Origin of the sequence: Parabacteroides caeci (assembly GCF_023656795.1) — a bacterium.
Classification (GTDB): Bacteria; Bacteroidota; Bacteroidia; order Bacteroidales; family Tannerellaceae; genus Parabacteroides; species Parabacteroides segnis.
The window spans coordinates 1-18163 of sequence record NZ_JAMOKT010000002.1 but is presented as its reverse complement, the minus strand read 5'-3'; the positions used below and the strand labels follow the sequence as shown (position 1 = coordinate 18163).

The window sequence follows — 18163 nt, the reverse complement described above, 5'->3', positions numbered from 1 at the left end:
TATTATTTGCAAATAGTTTGCATTTGTAGGAGGTAAATGTGATATTTTTTTTCTGTGAATAGATTCGGAATGTAAATATAAACCTTGGTAGATGTAAGTTATTCTTCTTGAAATGTTAAAGTGCAACGTGTTGATGTTTACATTTAATGAATGTAATGTTTGTATGTTTTAAAATACTTTACTTGAAGATTTGTTGGTGTTTATGCTTTGATATATATATGTTGTGTTGTTTGTGACTTCTGCTTTGGCCTACTGCTTTATATTTCTGTTTACTCTTTTTAAAGTATTGTATACGAGGGTAAATGTAATAAATATGATAAATTAAAATACGCTAAAATGTAAATTGTTCTTTGTTTATTATGATCTGATCTCTATATTTGCAACGGGAGACAAGGGATGTTTTGTTAGCTAAATGTAATATGACTATCATACTGCTTTGTTATTTACTTTATAACTAATGTATAAAAATTAAATCATACTCAAATGAAAAAAGGACTTTTAGCAACTTTTCTATTAGTTACGATATCTTCTTTTGCACAGGTTGTAAAAGATTATAATCCGGCCATTCAGCGTACTACCCATATGCAATATTTTAAACCGGTAGAAGAACATCTGTTTTCCGGTGATTGTATGCCTTATTATCATAATGGAACATTCTATTTGTACTGGCTGCTGGACGAAGGGCATCATGCAGGTCTTGGTGGTTTGGGAGGTCATCAGTGGGCATTGAGCACTACAACTGATTTGATAAACTGGAAACACTATCCGGTTGCTTTAGGTATTGAAAACGAGGAATGGGAAAAGTCTATCTGTACAGGATCGGTAATTGCGGAAGGTGATAAATTCTATGCATTTTATGCAACGCGTGTGAAGGAAAACGAGAGAGTACATGAACAACTGAGTTATGCAATAAGTACGGATGGCGGATATACTTACCAAAAGCAGGAACCCAATCCATTCTATTATGCTCCAGAAGAATGTATAAGCCGCGATTTTAGAGACCCGAAAGTCTTTAAGGATGAAAATGGTCTTTTCCATTTGTTCATTCCCGGTAATTTGAAAGAGCCCTCTTTAGACGGTTTTGGAGGATATCTGGTGCATCTTACTTCAACTGACCTGAAAAACTGGAAGGAAGTGGAATCTCCGTTGAAAGGACAACGCGGAACTCCCGAATGTGCGGATTATTTTAAGTGGAACGATTGGTATTATTTATTATACAGTATTGGTGGTCACACCTATTATCTGATGTCCAAAGATACGTATGGCCCCTGGATATATCCAGAATCACAGGCTTTGATTGAGTATTTCGGGAGTGTCTATAAAACAGCCGGTTTTAAAGACAGACGCCGTATTGCAGTGGCCTATTCTCCCTGCCGTAAGGATGATAAAGATAACGGAGATAGGATTTGGGGTGGAACTATTTTACTTCGGGAAGTATATCAGGAGCCGGATGGAACCTTGGCAACCAAATTCTTAAAAGAAGTTTTACCGGCTATGCATCCGATAGCGACTCCTGCCATACAAATATCTTCACCTGCAAATATTGTTTCCGTATCCAATGGAAACATAACAATGAATGCTTCGGGCGATATCGGCGTAGCTTCTCTTCCTGAGCTTCCGGATAATTACCGCATTTCGATGAAGATAGAACCTAAAGGGAATTATGAAGAGTTAGGTTTGTTTTTGCGTGCAACAGACGGTCGGAAGAATGGTTACCGTTTGGAGCTAAATCCGGACAATCAAACAGTTTTAATGCATAACACATCCATTCATGGTGTAAAAGGATTGGATGAACCTATCTTGCTTGATGTGATTGTGAACGGAGAGTTTTTTGATGTGTCTATAAATAACAAACGATGTGTGCTTAATCGTTTGCCAGAGCAAAAGGGGAAAAACCTCTTCTTCTATGTAAAAAACGGTAATGCCGTTATCCGTGATATACAAATTCAGGAAATTAAAAATTAGTGTTTATGGTTTTAAATTAGAAACTTCTATTTCTTTCCATTAGGGTTTTAGACCCGGAAAACTTATTTGAATATAATGTGTGAATCATCCGGATTATCCGGTTGACAGGGGCCCTTTTGTCTTTAATAAGGTGAGTTTTTGATTGGATATTTTTCTGTCAGGGGAAATAATAGCCAGGTTTGGTAAATGTAAATGAGTGACAAATTTATATATATATGAAGAATTTGAATAGTGGATGAATCTGATTTAGGAAAGTATGATAAATACTTTGAGAGCAAAGTGAAAAGGCGAATATTAAAGAGCACCTTAAGTTTAATAACAATTAAAAATCTATTTCATGAATCAAACAACATTTCGTGTGAAAAAAGCAATGTGTTATCTGACACTTGTGTTTTCCCTGTGTGCTATTACCGGACATGCATCTACCGTGGATAAGGTAGGTACTGTCAATCAGCAGAAAATAGTTGCGACAGGTACTGTTTTAGATGAGACCGGTGAGCCTATGCCGGGCGTTTCTATTGTTGAAAAAGATGGAGATCGTAATGGGACCATAACGGATGCCAACGGACGTTTTTCATTAAATGTCGGAAGCCAAGGCACGTTAGTTTTGAGCTTTATCGGATATAAGACGAAGGAAATCCCAATCTCGACAGCGAAAGATATAACTATCAGATTGGTAGAAGACGCACAGAATCTGGATGAGGTAGTTGTGACAGGTTATACCAGCCAGCGCAAAGCGGATTTGACCGGTTCCGTGTCTGTTGTCAAAGTAGACCAGATTCGTTCAAATATCGCGGGTAATGCTATGCGTGCCATTCAGGGAAAAGTAGCTGGTATGGCTATCTCTACTAATGGATCTCCCGATTCCAAGGCAACTATCCGTATACGTGGAGAAGGTACTTTAAACAACAACGACCCGTTGTATATTATCGACGGAACACCTACAACCCGTTCCATGGAAGAACTGTCCTCGATGGATATTGAATCGATCCAGGTGTTGAAAGATGCTTCTTCTGCTTCTATCTATGGTTCGCGTGCTGCCAATGGGGTTATTATTATTACGACCCGGAAAGGTAAGAAAGGCACAACAGTCGATTTTAAGGCTTCCTATACAGTGGCAAGCAGTAAGAAGCCTTATGAACTGATGAATACCGAACAGCGCGGTATCGCTCAATACTGGGCGATCAAAAACGATAATTCGCAAGCCGATCCTAACCAGGTAGGTATCGGATATGTGAATGGTTATGGTGGTTTGTATCAATACCAGGATCATCAGGACTCGAACGGAAATTGGATTTTGGATAATGTTTCCTGGAGAGAGTATCTGGATCCGGTCGAAAAGACTATGCGTTCGGCAGATACGGATTGGCAAAAAGAAATTTTACGTACGGGACAGATCCAGCAATATAATGTCACTTTATCGTCTGGTACAGATAGCGGAAATGCTCTTTTGGCTCTTGACTACTATGATAACAAAGGTACGATAAAAGGAAGTTATTTTAATCGTTTCAATGCCCGTGTAAATACCGATTACAGTTGGTTGGATGGACGTGTGAAAGTCGGAGAGAATTTTACTGTATCCAAATGGAGGAGCAGTTCGAATGTTGGGGACGGCAACCTGGGTGGTTGTAAATCCCTGATGTCTATTGTTCCTGTTCATACGGTCGATGGTATTGGTTGGGGTGGCCCTATAGGTGGTATGAGTGACCGTCAGAATCCTGTCCGCTTAATTGAGGATAATGACCAGAACTATCAGGATAACCTGCGTTTATTCGGGAATGCCTTTATCAGTATTGAGATATTGAAGGGATTGACTTTCCGTTCTTCTTTTGGAGCAGATTTTGTCGGTTACTGGAGAAGAGAAATGAATCTGACTTATAGCTCAGGTTTTATGAGCGAAAACCGGAACAAGCTAACCCAGACGTCAGACTATAATTTCGACTGGAATAACAGTAATATTTTGCAATATGTCTTTGATATAAATAAGCATGGTTTTGATATTATGCTGGGGCAGGAAACAGTAGACCATAGCTATCAGAAACACTGGGGAAGCAGACGTGTATTTGCTTTGGAAACACCGGACTATATGCAATTGGGTGCAGGTGAAGAAGACCGGGATAACGGAGGTTCTTCCAGTTATAATACGCTGATATCCTGGTTTGGTAAACTCAACTATAATTATGGAAACCGTTACCTTGCTTCAGTTACTCTCCGCCGGGACGCTTCTTCTGTATTCGGAGCGAATAACCGTTGGGCTACATTCCCTGCATTCTCTTTGGGATGGGTATTGAATAATGAAGCATTTCTGAAAGAAGCATTATCCAATTTCTCTATTTTGAAACTTCGTTACGGCTGGGGACAAAACGGTAACTCACGTATAGATGACTATGCCGCTTATCTGATGTACGAGGCTCTCTACGACCATTATGCGGAAGATTGGAACTGGGGAACGGCTTATGACTTTACAGGGCAAGGCGGAAATAATCTACCTTCAGGTTTTCGCAGAACTCAAAGAGACAATCCTAACCTGAAATGGGAAACAACCGCACAGCATAACTTTGGATTGGATTTTGGTTTCTTTGATTCTAAGTTCGGAGGATCGTTTGATTACTATATAAAAAAGACATCCGATATCCTGATGAAGCCGGGTACTGTAGCCACTTTAGGTGAAGGAGCCCAGATGTGGTTGAATGGTGCTGATATTGATAACAAGGGGTTTGAATTAACCTTGAATTATACCGATAAATTTGGTGATGTAGGCTTTGACGTAAGTGGAGTATTCTCACATAATAAGCAGAAAATAATCCATGTTCCCGATGAAGTAATAAACAATTTTGCCGGTAACGGTACAGACCAGAATATTCTTGGCCGTCCCAAGTCTTCTATGTATGGTTATATCGCTGACGGACTTTTCCAGTCTCAGGCTGAAGTCGATGCACATGCTACGCAGGTAGGTGCTGCTCCCGGCCGTATTCGATACAAGGATATCAATAAAGACGGAAAGATCGATAGTGAAGACAGAACATGGTTAGGAGACCAGAATCCGGCCCTTGAATATGGTGTTAACATTGCCTTAAACTGGAAAAACTTCGATTTCTCTGTATTCTTCAATGGAGTATTTGGAAAAAAACTGGATGTCAGCGGATGGAAGTCATGGACTGATATCTATGCATTAAGTACTTCCGGTGAGAATTATGGAACACGCATGTTGGATGCCTGGACTCCGACGAATACCGGTTCTACCATCCCGGCGATGTCAATTAATAACTATAATGACGAAGGACGTTTTTCTACCTATTATGTGGAAAGTGGTTCTTATATGAAAATCCGGAATATTGAATTAGGATATACTATACCCAAGAATGTGCTGGCAAAAGTGAGAATGAGCAGGGCGAGACTTTCATTGAGAGCCGATAATGTGCTCACCTTGAAGAAAACCTGGGGTGACAATGCCTATACCGGCCTTGATCCTGAAACTCCCGGTAATGGTTATCCGTTACCATTCTCTATGACGTTCGGGGTAAATGTTTCTTTTTAATAACTTCTAAAATATAATGAAATATGAAAGCGATAACAATAGCCATTTTCGGTTTATCTCTACTCTTCTGTACCTCATGTGATTCCATGCTCGATACGAAGCCACAGGGAGTTGTATCCGATGAAGATTTAAATACACCTGAAAGAGTTGAGCAGATGGTGAATGCGGCTTATTCTTTTTGCGGACAAAACCATTTCAATAAACAGATGGGTATGCCCTATGAAGAAGGATCTGTTCGTGGTGGGGAAGCGTATAAAGGAGGTTCCGGTACAAATGACAATGCGGAAAGAAACCGCTGGGAAACATTCACATATATGCAGGCAACCAATGTGGGAGACCTGGATAACCTCTGGTGGGTTCATTATGTAGCGATAGGCAGGATCCATGATGCTTTGAGAAGAGTAAAAGCCTTGACGCCGGAAGAATATCCATTAAAAGACCAGCGGATCGCAGAGTTGCGTTTCTTACGGGCGCATATCTACATGTACATGAAGCAATGTTTCAAATTCTTCCCTTATATCGATGAGGATACTCCACAGGATATGTATGACAAAGTAAGCAACGATGAATTGACCGATCAGGAACTTTGGGGTAAATTGATAGAGGATCTTCGTTACGGAGTGAGTACTTTACCTGAAAAACAGGATGAAGTAGGACGCCCGAATAAATTCGCCGCAAAGGCTTATTTGGCGAAAGTATTGATTTTTGCCGCTTATGAACAGGATGATAAGCACAATGTAGTGAATATTAATCGTGAGAAACTAACGGAAGTAGCAAGTCTATGTAAAGATATCATAGATAACTCCGGTAAGAGTTTGGCATCTGATTTTGCGGAAAACTTCTTGTGTGAGTTCGAAAATGGTCCCGAGTCTATATGGGCAATCCAATATACAGCAGATACTCCTCAGGGACGATTGAATTCCTGGTTGGTGTCTCCCGTTAATTCGGACTATGGCTGTTGCGGATTCCTGCAACCATCTGTGAATATGATGAACCGGTATAAAACAGTGAACGGAGTGCCCGATTTCGAAAAGTTCAACAATGGTGAAACACTGGATAATAAAGAAGCTTTTGCAAAGATACCGATGGATCCACGTTTAATGCATACGGCTTGTGTTCCGGGGATGCCCTGGAAATACGAACCTTCTTATGTGATGCAGGAGAATTGGACACGTACGCCTGAGGTTTATGGTTATTCCATGAGTCAGAAACTACTTGTTTTACCGACATGCGATTGCTTTAAAAAGACTAACCCGTTTATGGGAGCAGGCTTGAACTGGGATGTGCTTCGTTTGGATGAAGTGATGCTGTGGAGAGCGGAAGCGCTGATTCAATTAGGAGAAGGAATGGACGAGGCTTTAAACCTGATCAATCAGATCCGTATGCGTGCTGCTGCAAGTACAGGCAGATTGAAGTTTGAAGATGGGACTCCTACCGGTAAATTTGATGTTCAACCTTATCGACCGGGAGTGAATTGCCCGGCATGGACAAAAGACTTTGCGATGCAGGCTCTTCGCTGGGAGCGTCACCTTGAATTCTCAACAGAGGGTAAATGGTTCTTTGATCTTGTACGCTGGGGTATTGCCGCAGAATACATGAACGAATATTTTGAAGTGGAAAAAACACGCCGTTCTTATTTGAAGGATGCGAAGTTTACAAAGAACCGGGATGAATATTTCCCGATCCCTCAGGTACAGATCAGTTATGTGAAAGGATTATACAAGCAGAATACCGGATGGTAATATACCCGGTGATTGGAGGAGCTGTGCTCAGTATCCTGAGTATGGCTCCTTTCTGCAAATCGAGCCTGTACGCCTGAAAGGTTGAAACAAAATATTAAATATCTATAGAAATAGAAGTTATATGAATAGATTGCTTACATGGGGATTTATAGTGATGTTGTTAGCCACATCCTGCCGTTCGGAAAGTGTTTTCGACGATGCTGTCGCCGTATGGTTATTCTCCGACCTGAATGATCAGGTAGGAGAAAACAGCATGTTGAAATCTCATGGTGAAGTTCCGGTTGTGAACCTGAAAGGGAATAAAGCGGCGCAGTTTGACGGCACTGCATGGCTGGATGCCGGCCAGGGAGCAGGTAACGAGCTGAATCTGACAGGGAAAGAGGTGACGCTTTATGCCCGCGTGAAGGCATCTGTCGTAAATGGATATTCTCCGGTTATCACCAAGGCAGGCAACGATCAAAACCTGGCCTATAGCATTGCCCTTAATCCGATAGATAAAGATATTTACATTGAAGTAAAAATGGGTAGCGACGAAATTGCCGGAACTCATTTATTAAAATATAAATTACCGGAAGACGAAATAAATGGCTGGCAGGACATTCTTTTTCGTTTTAACGGAAAAACATCCGAATTGTATGTGAACGGAATATTACGGGATGACGAAGTTACCGTCGGACAGATACGTGATTGGAACTGTCGTCCGCTACTTATCGGCGCACAGTATAAACAATCTGACGGATACGCGGGTGTTGCAGACAATGAAGTGGAAGCTACTTTTAAAGGGTTGATCAATATTGTTGCATTATGGGATAAGTGGTTGCCAGACCCGGAAGTCATGGCATTGTCTAATGTAACGATACTGAAAGACGGCCGGCCGGAATACTACAAAGAAAAATATCGCCCCAAATTCCATTTCTCTGCTAAAAAGAACTGGTTGAATGATCCGAACGGCTTGGTCTTTTACGACGGCGTTTATCATTTGTTTTTCCAGTATATGCCTCCGCATCGTCCGGGAGCGTACAAAGATTGGGGACATGCAATCAGTAAAGACCTGGTACATTGGGAGCAGATAACAGAGCATATCACACCTCATAAAGTGTGGTCGGGGTGTTGGTCGGGATCGGCAGTGGTCGATGTGGACAATGTTGCAGGTTTCCAGACAGGAGATAAAAAAACAATTATTGCTTTTATCACAAATGGTGGGCATCCGGATGCCGGCCTGGGCCCTTTATGCACGCAATGTATCGCTTACAGTAATGATGGTGGGATGACCTTTACCTATTATGATCAGAATCCGGTGATCCGGCATATTAAATATGCCAACCGTGATCCGAAAGTGGTTTGGGATGAAGAATCACAACAATGGATCATGTCTTTGTTCATGGATGAGGGATATGAATTTGCCCTGTTCGGTTCGAAAGATCTGAAAGAATGGAAATACCTGAGTACTTCTTCCATTGAGGGAGTAAGAGAATGTCCCGGGTTTGAAGCCCTGCCGGTTGACGGTGATCCGGGCAATAAGAAATGGTTGTTTTTTGGAGCCAATGGCGACTATGTGATCGGTTCCTTTGACGGTAAAAATTTTAAGGCCGAAACAAAAGTGTTACGGGGTGATTACGGTACCAATTATTATGCAGCGCAGACATGGAACAATGTGCCTGACGGCAGATGTATTACCATCGCCTGGATGCCAACTCTAAAATATCCGGGAATGCCTTTTGAGCAACAGATGAATTTCCCGACTGAAATGACTTTACGAACGACTTCTACCGGATTGAAAGCTTTCCGTATGCCTGTCCGGGAAATACAAAACCTCTATGATAAAGAATATACATGGGAAAATCAAACGATAAACGGTGAAGAAAAGCTGGATAAGCTGAATGATGACCTTTATGACATGGAATTCGAATTTGATGTAACCCGGTCGTCTTTCTTCGAAATAGCATTACGCAATGTGACGGTGACATACGATGCCGTTAAGAAAACGCTCTCCTGCGGTGGAAGTCCCATGCGCAACGGTATTATTCCCGACAACTGGGTTTCCGGAAATAAATCGGAAATCAATGATACGAACAATCTGGGAAGAGCATTCTTTCCTGCCCGGGACGGTAAGATCCGTCTGCGTATTTTATTAGACCGTAATTCGGTGGAGATATTTGGCAATGACGGCGAAGTCGTGATGAGCTCCTGCTTTATGCCGGAAGATAATAATAAAACGTATGCGATCCGTTCTCAAGGGTCACTTCTGGTGGTGAAAGCCAAAGTCTATTCTTTAAAATCGGCCTGGAATATTTAAATGCGATAGTAAAATGAAACAGTTTGCTTTTTTGATTATAGGAATAATAACCGGACTTCTGTCCTCTTGCGGAGAGGGAAACGTTTCTGACGGTGAGGAGATACATTTTTCACGGGGACAGAACTGGACGGGAGAACCGGCCGGTTTGGTGTATCATAACGGAAAATACCATCTGTTTTATCAATGTAACCCGTCGGATGTCGTTTCTGGGAATATCAGTTGGGGGCATGCCGTCAGTACAGACCTGATCCGTTGGGAGGAGTACCCGATCGCAATAGCGGCAGATGAGAACGGCCAGGTTTATTCCGGCAGTGTCATTGTCGACAAGGATAATACTTCCGGATTAGGCGCTGCGGATCACCCGGTCTTTATTGCCTACTACACCCGTTATAAACCGGAACAAGGTACAGACAGCAATTCCTCTCCCTATTCGGTTGGAACGGCATACAGCAGAGACGAAGGGATGACCTGGACGGATATTGCTATGGAGTGGGAAGATGGTTCCGATAATAAGCGTTACCCCAATGTCTGCTGGAATAAACAAATAGATGCATGGGTAATGACTGTTTCTACAGGGCGTACAATCCGGTTTTATTTTTCGCCGGATGCTATCCACTGGAAAAGCCTGAATGAGTTCGGCGGGGAGATGGAGATAACGGGAAGCTGGGAAAACTCAACGCTTAGCCCGCTGAAGATAGAGGGCTCGGATGATACGAAGTGGGTATTATTTATCAATGTAAACGAAGGAGTGTCGGATGGGGCACCGGGCACACGCTATTTTATTGGCGATTTCAATAACTCCGGTTTTCATATGACACAATCGAAAGACCTCTGGGTCGATTATGGGAAAGATAATTATGGCGGCATCTTATGTAATAATCTGCCGGATGACCGTACTGTTATGATCAGTTGGATGAATTGTTGGCTATATGCCAACCTGACTCCACAAGCCGGGAAGCGTGGAAGTATGACATTCCCCCGGGAATTGACGTTGGCTTATGAAGAAAATAATTACATGCTTTGTTCAAAACCGGTGCGTGAACTGACCGGTTTATACGGTAAAATCCGAAAACATGAAAACACGGAAATAGCAGGCGTTCAAACCATTTTCAATAAAAAATCGGTACCGAAATCTCCTTTTGTTATTCATTTGGTATTTGATACTTCCGACCGTTATGCAATGTGGCATCCCCGCGAATATGGCATCCGTTTGAGGACATTAACCGGTGGAGAATTGACTCTGGCTTATCGTGCTGAGATGAATTATTACTATATGGATCGTTCCCGGTTGTCGGTTACCTCTTTTTCAGACGATTATGCAAGCCGGTTAGGAGCGGCTTATCGGGTAAATCCTCCGGTCGATGAATGGTATATCCTTCTTGATCAGGGTTCGGCTGAATGGTTTGCGGGGGATAATAAGGTCGCTATGACTTCGCTCTGTTTTACTGGCGATCCCATAGAAGCTATTGATTGTTATACAGAGTCGGGCCATATTACTTTGAGAGATGCCTCTTTGATAAGTATAGAAAACAAATAAATAAACAAATATCATGAAAAACGAGAATGTCATAGCAAAAATTATCCCGGTGATGCTGGTCTTTTTTACGATGGGTTTTATAGATCTTATCGGGATAGCAACGAATTATGTGAAGAGTGATTTCAATCTTTCCGATACGGCAGCCAACGCCTTTTCGGTGATGGTATTTCTGTGGTTCCTGATTTTTTCTGTCCCTACGGGAATACTAATGAATAAAATCGGTCGGAAAAAGACAGTGCTGCTGAGTCTGATTGTCACTTTTATTGCTTTATGTATACCTTTTATTGTTTACAGCAGCCTCTCTATGCTGTTGTGCTTTTCGCTCCTGGGATTGGGAAACACGCTGATGCAGGTGTCGCTTAATCCTTTACTGACCAATATCGTAAGCGGGAATAAACTGCCGAGTTATCTGACATTGGGGCAATTTGTGAAGGCTATAGCATCTTTTATTGCCCCGATCATTGCAGCACAGGCATTGATTTTTTATGGAAACTGGAAATTGCTTTTCCCGATCTTTGCTGTTGTAACCCTGATAGCGATCTTCTATCTTTATTTTACAGAGATTAAAGAACCTGCCATCGAAGGTAAACCTTCCTCTTTTAAAGAATGTATCGGAATGCTAGGTGACAGGATTATTCTGATACTGTTCTTTGGTATATTGGTTCATGTCGGAATCGATGTCGGGGTGAATATTACAACACCAAAACTATTGATTGAACGAACCGGTATGGAGCTTGCCGAAGCTGGTTATGCAACCAGTTTATATTTTTTATTCCGAACTTGCGGATGTTTTGCCGGTACTTTCATCCTGGCCAGGTTCTCCCCGCGAAATTTCTTTATCATTAGCGTCTGTCTGATGCTTGCAGGTATACTCGGCCTTTACTTCAGTTTTAATATGGTGACAATTTATATCTGTGTAGCATTTATCGGATTAGGGAACTCGAATGTATTTCCGGTCATTTTTTCACGAGCCTTGATGTATATGCCTGCACGCAACAATGAGATTTCCGGGCTGATGATTATGGGGATAGCCGGAGGTGCTGTTTTCCCTTTGTTGATGGGACTAGCTTCCGATAATCTCGGTGGGCAGGTCGGAGCAGTTGTTGTGTTAACAGTTTGTGTAGTTTACCTGATATTTCTTATGTTGAAGTTTAAATCGATACATGAAGATATATAATCCTGTTGAAATATAGATATTGGGCGAACATTCGTATCAAATACGTAACTTTGCAGTTAATTAATTGTATTACAAAATTCTATAATGAAATGTAAAGGCAGGATTTTCCGGAATATAAATTAAATGATCAGTAATTAAAGAAGTAATATATGTGTTTTATTGGAATAGACATCGGAACCAGTTCTATCAGTAGTGTAGCTTATGATCTGGAAAATAACAAAATAGAATCGGTCACAATAACCAACGACTCAACGATTGTCTCAAAGGTTCTTTGGGAGAAAATCCAATCTCCGGACAGAATCATCGAGATCGTGGAAGGAATAATGGAAGATTTCATTTCCCGTTATCCGAATATTAAAGGAATTGGTGTCACAGGACAAATGCATGGAATGCTTTATTTGAATGAACAAGGCGAAGCTGTCAGTCCACTTTATACCTGGCAGGATGGAAGAGGCAATCGGTTATATCGTGATAATAAGACGTATGCAGCCTATCTGTCGGATGAAACAGGCTATGCGCTGGCAACAGGTTTCGGGCTGGTGACTCATTTCTATAACCAGGTTAATGGATTGGTTCCTAGCGAAGCGAAACAGCTATGTACGATCATGGACTATGTTGTTATGAAGTTATCCGGACGGAAAACACCTCTTACTGATTACTCGAACGGAGCAAGCATCGGCTTTTTCGATATGGAAAATCTGCGGTTTGATCATGTCGCTCTGGAAAAAGCAGGCATTGATCTTTCTATCTTGCCAGAGTTGGCCGAATCTGCTACCTGTTGTGGTTATAGCCAGCTGCAGATTCCCGTATATTCCGCGATAGGAGACAATCAAGCAGCTTTCCTCGGATCGGTAAAGGATATCCACCATTCTATTCATATAACAGTGGGAACTAGTAGCCAGATCTCTGTCTATTCTGATAAGTATATTAAAATTCCGGAACTGGATACAAGACCTTTTCCTGGTGGTGGATACATATTGGTAGGGGCTGCTCTTTGTGGCGGTCAGGCATTTGTTATGTTGAAAAACTTTTTTAAGCAGACTCTACAGACTTTTTTGCCTGCATTATCGGAGGATTACCATTTCGACCAGATAAAGTTACTCGACGCTTTTGATTTTTACAAGGTGATGACTTCCGTTTCTTATAAAGAGGATACCAGTGACCTTCCTGTTGTTAAAACCTTATTTGACGGAACCCGTTTTGCTCCATCGAAACGTGGTCATATAGACAATATATCTCTTTCTAATTTTACCCCGGAGAATTTGATATTAGGCTTTCTGAAAGGAATCAGTCGTGAACTGTACGATTTCTATCAGAGTTTGCCTGAAAATATTCGTAATGGGAAAGATGTGATCGTAGGTTCCGGGAATGCCCTTAAAAGAAATCCGCTCCTATGTCAGGCTTTTGAAGAATTATTCGGCTGTAAATTGTCTTTTTCTTTGTATCAGGAAGAAGCAGCTTTCGGTGCTTGCTTGAGTGCTGCTAAAAGTGTAGGGTCTTGTTCTCATTTGTAGATTGTAAATGGTTTTCTTCTTGAGAGGAACTAAAATGTATTAAAGTTTGGCGATAAACCTGTAATCTTCCTGTGGGTTGGAAATAGAGAGGCCAAGCTAGCGGATCGGATGGGTTTCGTAATCCACCTCTTTCAGCAATTGCTTGGCAAGGGGGAGGATTTCTTTCAGGGTAGTCAGTTTGTGGGGCTGTGTGACGCTTTTGGTCTTGAGGGTGAAATCGTGGAACTTAATCTTCAATGTCAGGGTGTTCCCTTTGAAGCCTGTTCGCAGCAGGCGTCCGATCAGTTCGGTGGCTGCATGATAAAGCTCGATGATGACAGAAGAGGTACGGGAGATATCCTTTTCTAGTGTATGTTCGCATCCTACGGATTTACGGATACGGACTGCTTCGACCGGGCGAAGGTCTATTCCTCGGGCACATTCGTAATACAGACAGCCTGCTTTACCGAACTGGCGGCTCAGCATTTCCAGCGAACAGTCCCGTAATTCGGCACCGTTATGAATGCCTAATGTGTGCATCTTCTTGGCAGTGACCGGGCCCACGCCCCAGAATGACTCAATGGGTAGTCGGGCGATAAAGTCGAGTGCCTGGGCCGGATGGATGGTGCAAAGGCCGTCCGGCTTACGGTAATCGGAGGCGATTTTAGCCAGGAATTTATTGTAGGAAATGCCGGCAGAGGCGACCAGATGCAGTTCTTGCCTTATCCGTTGCTTGATTTCTTTGGCAATGTCGACAGCCAGGGGGATTTGCTTTTTATTTTCCGTCACATCGAGGAAGGCTTCATCCAGCGAAAGCGATTCGATGATATCCGTATACTCATGGAAAATCTCGTGGATTTGTGAAGATACTTCTTTATATACGCTCATTCTGCCCGGCACAAAAATCAGGTGAGGGCATAAGCGCTTGGCTTTTTATGACGACATGGCGGAACGGACGCCATATTTACGTGCCTCGTAACTGGCCGCGGCAACCACGCCACGCTCTTCCGAATAACCGACCGCCAGCGCTTTTCCCCGCAGTTCCGGATTATCCCGCTGTTCGACCGATGCATAGAATGCATCCATATCTATATGTATGATTTTACGTTCCGTATAACCTCCTTTTCCTAAACAAAGATACGTAAAAGGGTGGAGATACCGTAGGGACACAACCCTCTTTTAGCTAAATTACAGATTTTCGAGTGTCTGTCCTTGTTGTAATCTGTATTCGTTCCGTCTGATTGCTCTGCCGATGTTATCATGGGAAATAAGATAGAGATGGTATCTTCGGGTGCACATACTTTTTCTTACCCAGATTAAATGAATGCAACAGTTATGGCTATAATAAAGAGATAATCAGTAATTGAGGTAATGATGTCTGTAATTTATCTACAAAGGAAGTCTTTTTCTTCCCGTAATTTTGCAATGTAGAAACAACATAGTTAGATAATCCCTCTAAAATGAGACTGGAATTATAAAATGAATAACGAAACAATTAAATATCATGGAAATAATTAAAAACAAAGAATTCGGAGGCGAACGTCCTCTATTCGCTGCACACGACTTGCAACTGGAAAATGTAACCATTCATACAGGCGAGTCCGCACTGAAAGAATGCAGTAATATCATTGCCGTGAACTGCCGGTTTGAAGGTAAATATCCTTTCTGGCATACCAATGGCTTTATTGTAAAGAATTGTCTTTTTACGGAGGGAGCACGGGCTGCCCTATGGTATTCCCAAAATCTCCAAATGACGGATACGGTAGTAGAGGCCCCGAAGATGTTCCGTGAAATGGACGGAATCAGGTTGGAAAATGTACAACTTCCCAATGCCCTAGAAACCCTATGGCATTGCCGCAACGTGGCACTGAAAAATGTACAGATAGACAAGGCCGATTATCTATTCATGCACAGTGAGGATATCCGTATCGAGAACTATAGTCAGAATGGGAATTATTCTTTCCAGTACTGCAAAAATGTGGAAATCCGCAACGCTGTTATCAACTCGAAAGATGCATTCTGGAACACGGAAAATGTAACGGTATACGATTCTGAACTGAATGGAGAGTATCTAGGCTGGCATTCACGCAATCTTCGGCTGGTGAACTGTAAGATTTCAGGTACGCAACCGCTCTGTTATGCCCATAATCTCATTATGGAGGATTGCATAATGGGTGATGATGCCGACCTGTGTTTTGAATATAGCAGTGTGGATGCCACTATCAACAGTCCTGTTCATAGCGTGAAGAATCCGCGTGCCGGTATTATTCTGGCAGAGAGTTACGGCGAGATCATTATCGATAGAAATATAAAAGCTCCTGCCGACTGCGAACTGAAATTATGGGACAACAGAACTTGCTTCAGCGCATGAAATATGTTTTCGATAAAATAACTCCCCGGCGTGCTACCAACTCCTACAAATGGGATACGGCACACGACGATGATGTTCTGCCGATGTGGGTTGCCGATATGGATTTCCGTACGGCTCCCGCTGTGGTGGAGGCTCTGCGCAAACGGGTGGAACACGGTATCTTCGGTTACACAAAAGTGCCTCCGGCTTATTATGAGGCAATAACGGATTGGTTTGCCCGGCGGCACGGCTGGCAGATTGAAAAAGACTGGATTATTTATACTTCGGGCGTCGTACCGGCATTGTCAGCCGTTATCAAAGCACTCACCGTTCCGGGAGACTGTATCCTGGTGCAGACGCCGGTTTATAATTGTTTCTTTTCTTCCATCCGCAATAACGGTTGCGAAGTAATGGAGAATCCCCTTCTTTATATAAACGAAACGTACCGGATTGATTTCGCTGGATTGGAGCAAAAAGCTTCTGATCCGAAAGTAAAGCTGTTACTTCTTTGCAACCCCCATAATCAGGTAGGCAAAGTCTGGACCCGGCAGGAACTGACACGTATCGGTGAGATCTGTCTCCGCAACGATGTGATTGTTATAGCGGATGAGATTCATTGTGAGCTGGTTTATCCGGGACATACCTATACTCCTTTCGCTTCTATTTCGAAAGAATTCCTGATGCATTCCGTCACATGTACATCTCCAAGCAAGGCGTTCAATCTGGCAGGACTACAGATCGCCAATATTATCTCGGCAGATGAATATATGTGTATGAAAATAAACAAAGCCATCAATATCAACGAAGTTTGTGATGTGAATCCGTTCGGAGTGGAAGCACTGATGGCCGCTTACAATGACGGGGAGGAATGGCTGGAAGAATTAAAACATTATCTGGCGATGAATTACAATTATCTGAAAGCCTACTTCAATGAGTACCTCCCGGAATTCCCTGTGGTGATACTGGAAGGCACATACTTGGTATGGGTGGATTGCTCGATACTGAAACGGCGCTCGAAGGAGATAGTGGAAATACTTCTGAAAGAAGAAAAGCTTTGGGTAAATGAAGGAAGCATGTACGGTGAGGCGGGTGAAGGTTTTATCCGTCTGAATATAGCTTGCCCCCGTCAGGTGCTGATAGACGGTCTGGACCGATTAAAGAGGGGCCTTAAAGAGATAATTCTTTTGCCACACTAAAGAGTTGCCTAAATCCTTCGGACCATTTTTTATGAATCAACCAATCTTGAAAGTTCAAATCGTGATTGTGTTTTTCTAAAACATGTATGTTCAGGTTTGTTTTATTACAAACTTCGAATCGTTCCTGTAAGTCATAAACACCTTCTACCGGCACATTTGCATCTTCCTTACCATGAAAAATATGTATAGGTATATTTAGTCGTAACAATCTTGTTTTGTTCGGTTCAAGTTTAAAATGGCTTTTAAACCATTGGGGAGTTATATTAAAGTAATTACTTCTAATCCACAGCCAATCATTGTTGGTTATTCTTTTTATTAATTCTCCATGGAACGGCATGCGCATTTTTTCAATGTCATGTATATCAATGACACCGTTTTTTACTATATCCAGTGAATCAAATGGCATATTTTGGAATATATAGGTTTTATGCCGGATAACCGTTTCCTCCTCTGCTTCATATTCTTCTTTACTGATAGCTTTATCTCCATCTTTGTCGAAAACGGAGTTTGCCATTGTCATTACCCCATGTCCTTTATTTTGCCATAAGATGATATCATACATATTTTCATGGGCATATCCGTGTAGTAACAGAGCGTCTATATGCACGACTTTTCGTTCTGCAACGAGCGATGCAATAATAGTACCCTCACTCATTCCATAAAGGATAATTTTGCATGCTGTAAAGCGTTGGTCTTTTTGGAGAAAAGAAATCATAGCATCTTTCCATTTAAAATCCAAACAAAGTTGGATAATTCATTATTAATTAACTTTTATAATTTATCTTTGTATCAGGATGTTAAGAGGAAGTAGGCTCTGCTGAGGAGCAACCTACCAGCAATAAGCATCCTGACGGTACGCAGTAATGCTA

At 42.0% G+C, this 18163-nt stretch carries 10 protein-coding genes and 1 pseudogene; 9 read left to right on the top strand and 2 right to left on the bottom strand.

Annotation, left to right across the window (positions count from 1 at the left end; translation table 11 throughout):
• Positions 1–483 precede the first annotated feature (483 nt).
• The 7 genes from NBH15_RS01230 to NBH15_RS01200 all read left to right on the top strand — a co-directional run bounded on the left by NBH15_RS01230 (position 484) and on the right by NBH15_RS01200 (position 13769).
• The gene (locus NBH15_RS01230) at positions 484–1965 is read left to right on the top strand and encodes a glycoside hydrolase family protein (RefSeq protein WP_244050388.1); all 1482 of its coding nucleotides are present in this window, start codon (positions 484–486) and stop codon (positions 1963–1965) included.
• 337 nt (positions 1966–2302) lie between these two features.
• Complete coding sequence (locus tag NBH15_RS01225) at positions 2303–5503, top strand: SusC/RagA family TonB-linked outer membrane protein (protein WP_250821806.1); 3201 nt, start codon at positions 2303–2305, stop codon at positions 5501–5503.
• Between the two features lie 23 nt (positions 5504–5526).
• A complete protein-coding gene (locus NBH15_RS01220) occupies positions 5527–7245 on the top strand; it encodes a RagB/SusD family nutrient uptake outer membrane protein (protein ID WP_244050386.1) in 1719 nt (572 codons plus the stop codon).
• A gap of 121 nt (positions 7246–7366) precedes the next feature.
• On the top strand, positions 7367–9541 hold the full coding sequence (locus tag NBH15_RS01215; protein ID WP_250821805.1) for a glycoside hydrolase family 32 protein: 2175 nt from the start codon (positions 7367–7369) through the stop codon (positions 9539–9541).
• A 13-nt stretch (positions 9542–9554) separates the two neighbouring features.
• Positions 9555–11078 carry a glycoside hydrolase family 32 protein gene (locus NBH15_RS01210; protein ID WP_244050384.1) on the top strand — a complete coding sequence of 508 codons (1524 nt, stop codon included), beginning with the start codon at positions 9555–9557 and terminating at the stop codon, positions 11076–11078.
• Positions 11079–11091: 13 nt separating this feature from the next.
• Complete coding sequence (locus NBH15_RS01205; protein ID WP_250821804.1) at positions 11092–12255, top strand: MFS transporter; 1164 nt, start codon at positions 11092–11094, stop codon at positions 12253–12255.
• Between the two features lie 149 nt (positions 12256–12404).
• Entirely contained in the window at positions 12405–13769 is a 1365-nt protein-coding gene (locus NBH15_RS01200) for a sedoheptulokinase (protein ID WP_244050382.1), read from the top strand.
• Positions 13770–13868: 99 nt separating this feature from the next.
• Here NBH15_RS01200 and dinB read toward each other — a convergent pair.
• A pseudogene (gene dinB / locus NBH15_RS01195) lies at positions 13869–14834 on the bottom strand (DNA polymerase IV); the annotation flags it as partial.
• A 418-nt stretch (positions 14835–15252) separates the two neighbouring features.
• Here dinB and NBH15_RS01190 point away from each other — a divergent pair.
• A complete protein-coding gene (locus NBH15_RS01190) occupies positions 15253–16119 on the top strand; it encodes a DUF3737 family protein (protein WP_128132784.1) in 867 nt (288 codons plus the stop codon).
• Positions 16116–17294, top strand: coding sequence for a MalY/PatB family protein (locus NBH15_RS01185; RefSeq protein ID WP_250821874.1), 1179 nt, complete (start codon positions 16116–16118; stop codon positions 17292–17294). Before NBH15_RS01190 ends, NBH15_RS01185 begins: the two co-directional genes overlap by 4 nt.
• Here NBH15_RS01185 and NBH15_RS01180 read toward each other — a convergent pair.
• Positions 17266–18009, bottom strand: coding sequence for an alpha/beta fold hydrolase (locus tag NBH15_RS01180; RefSeq protein ID WP_250821803.1), 744 nt, complete (start codon positions 18007–18009; stop codon positions 17266–17268). The genes NBH15_RS01185 and NBH15_RS01180 overlap by 29 nt on opposite strands.
• Between the last annotated feature and the right edge of the window lie 154 nt (positions 18010–18163).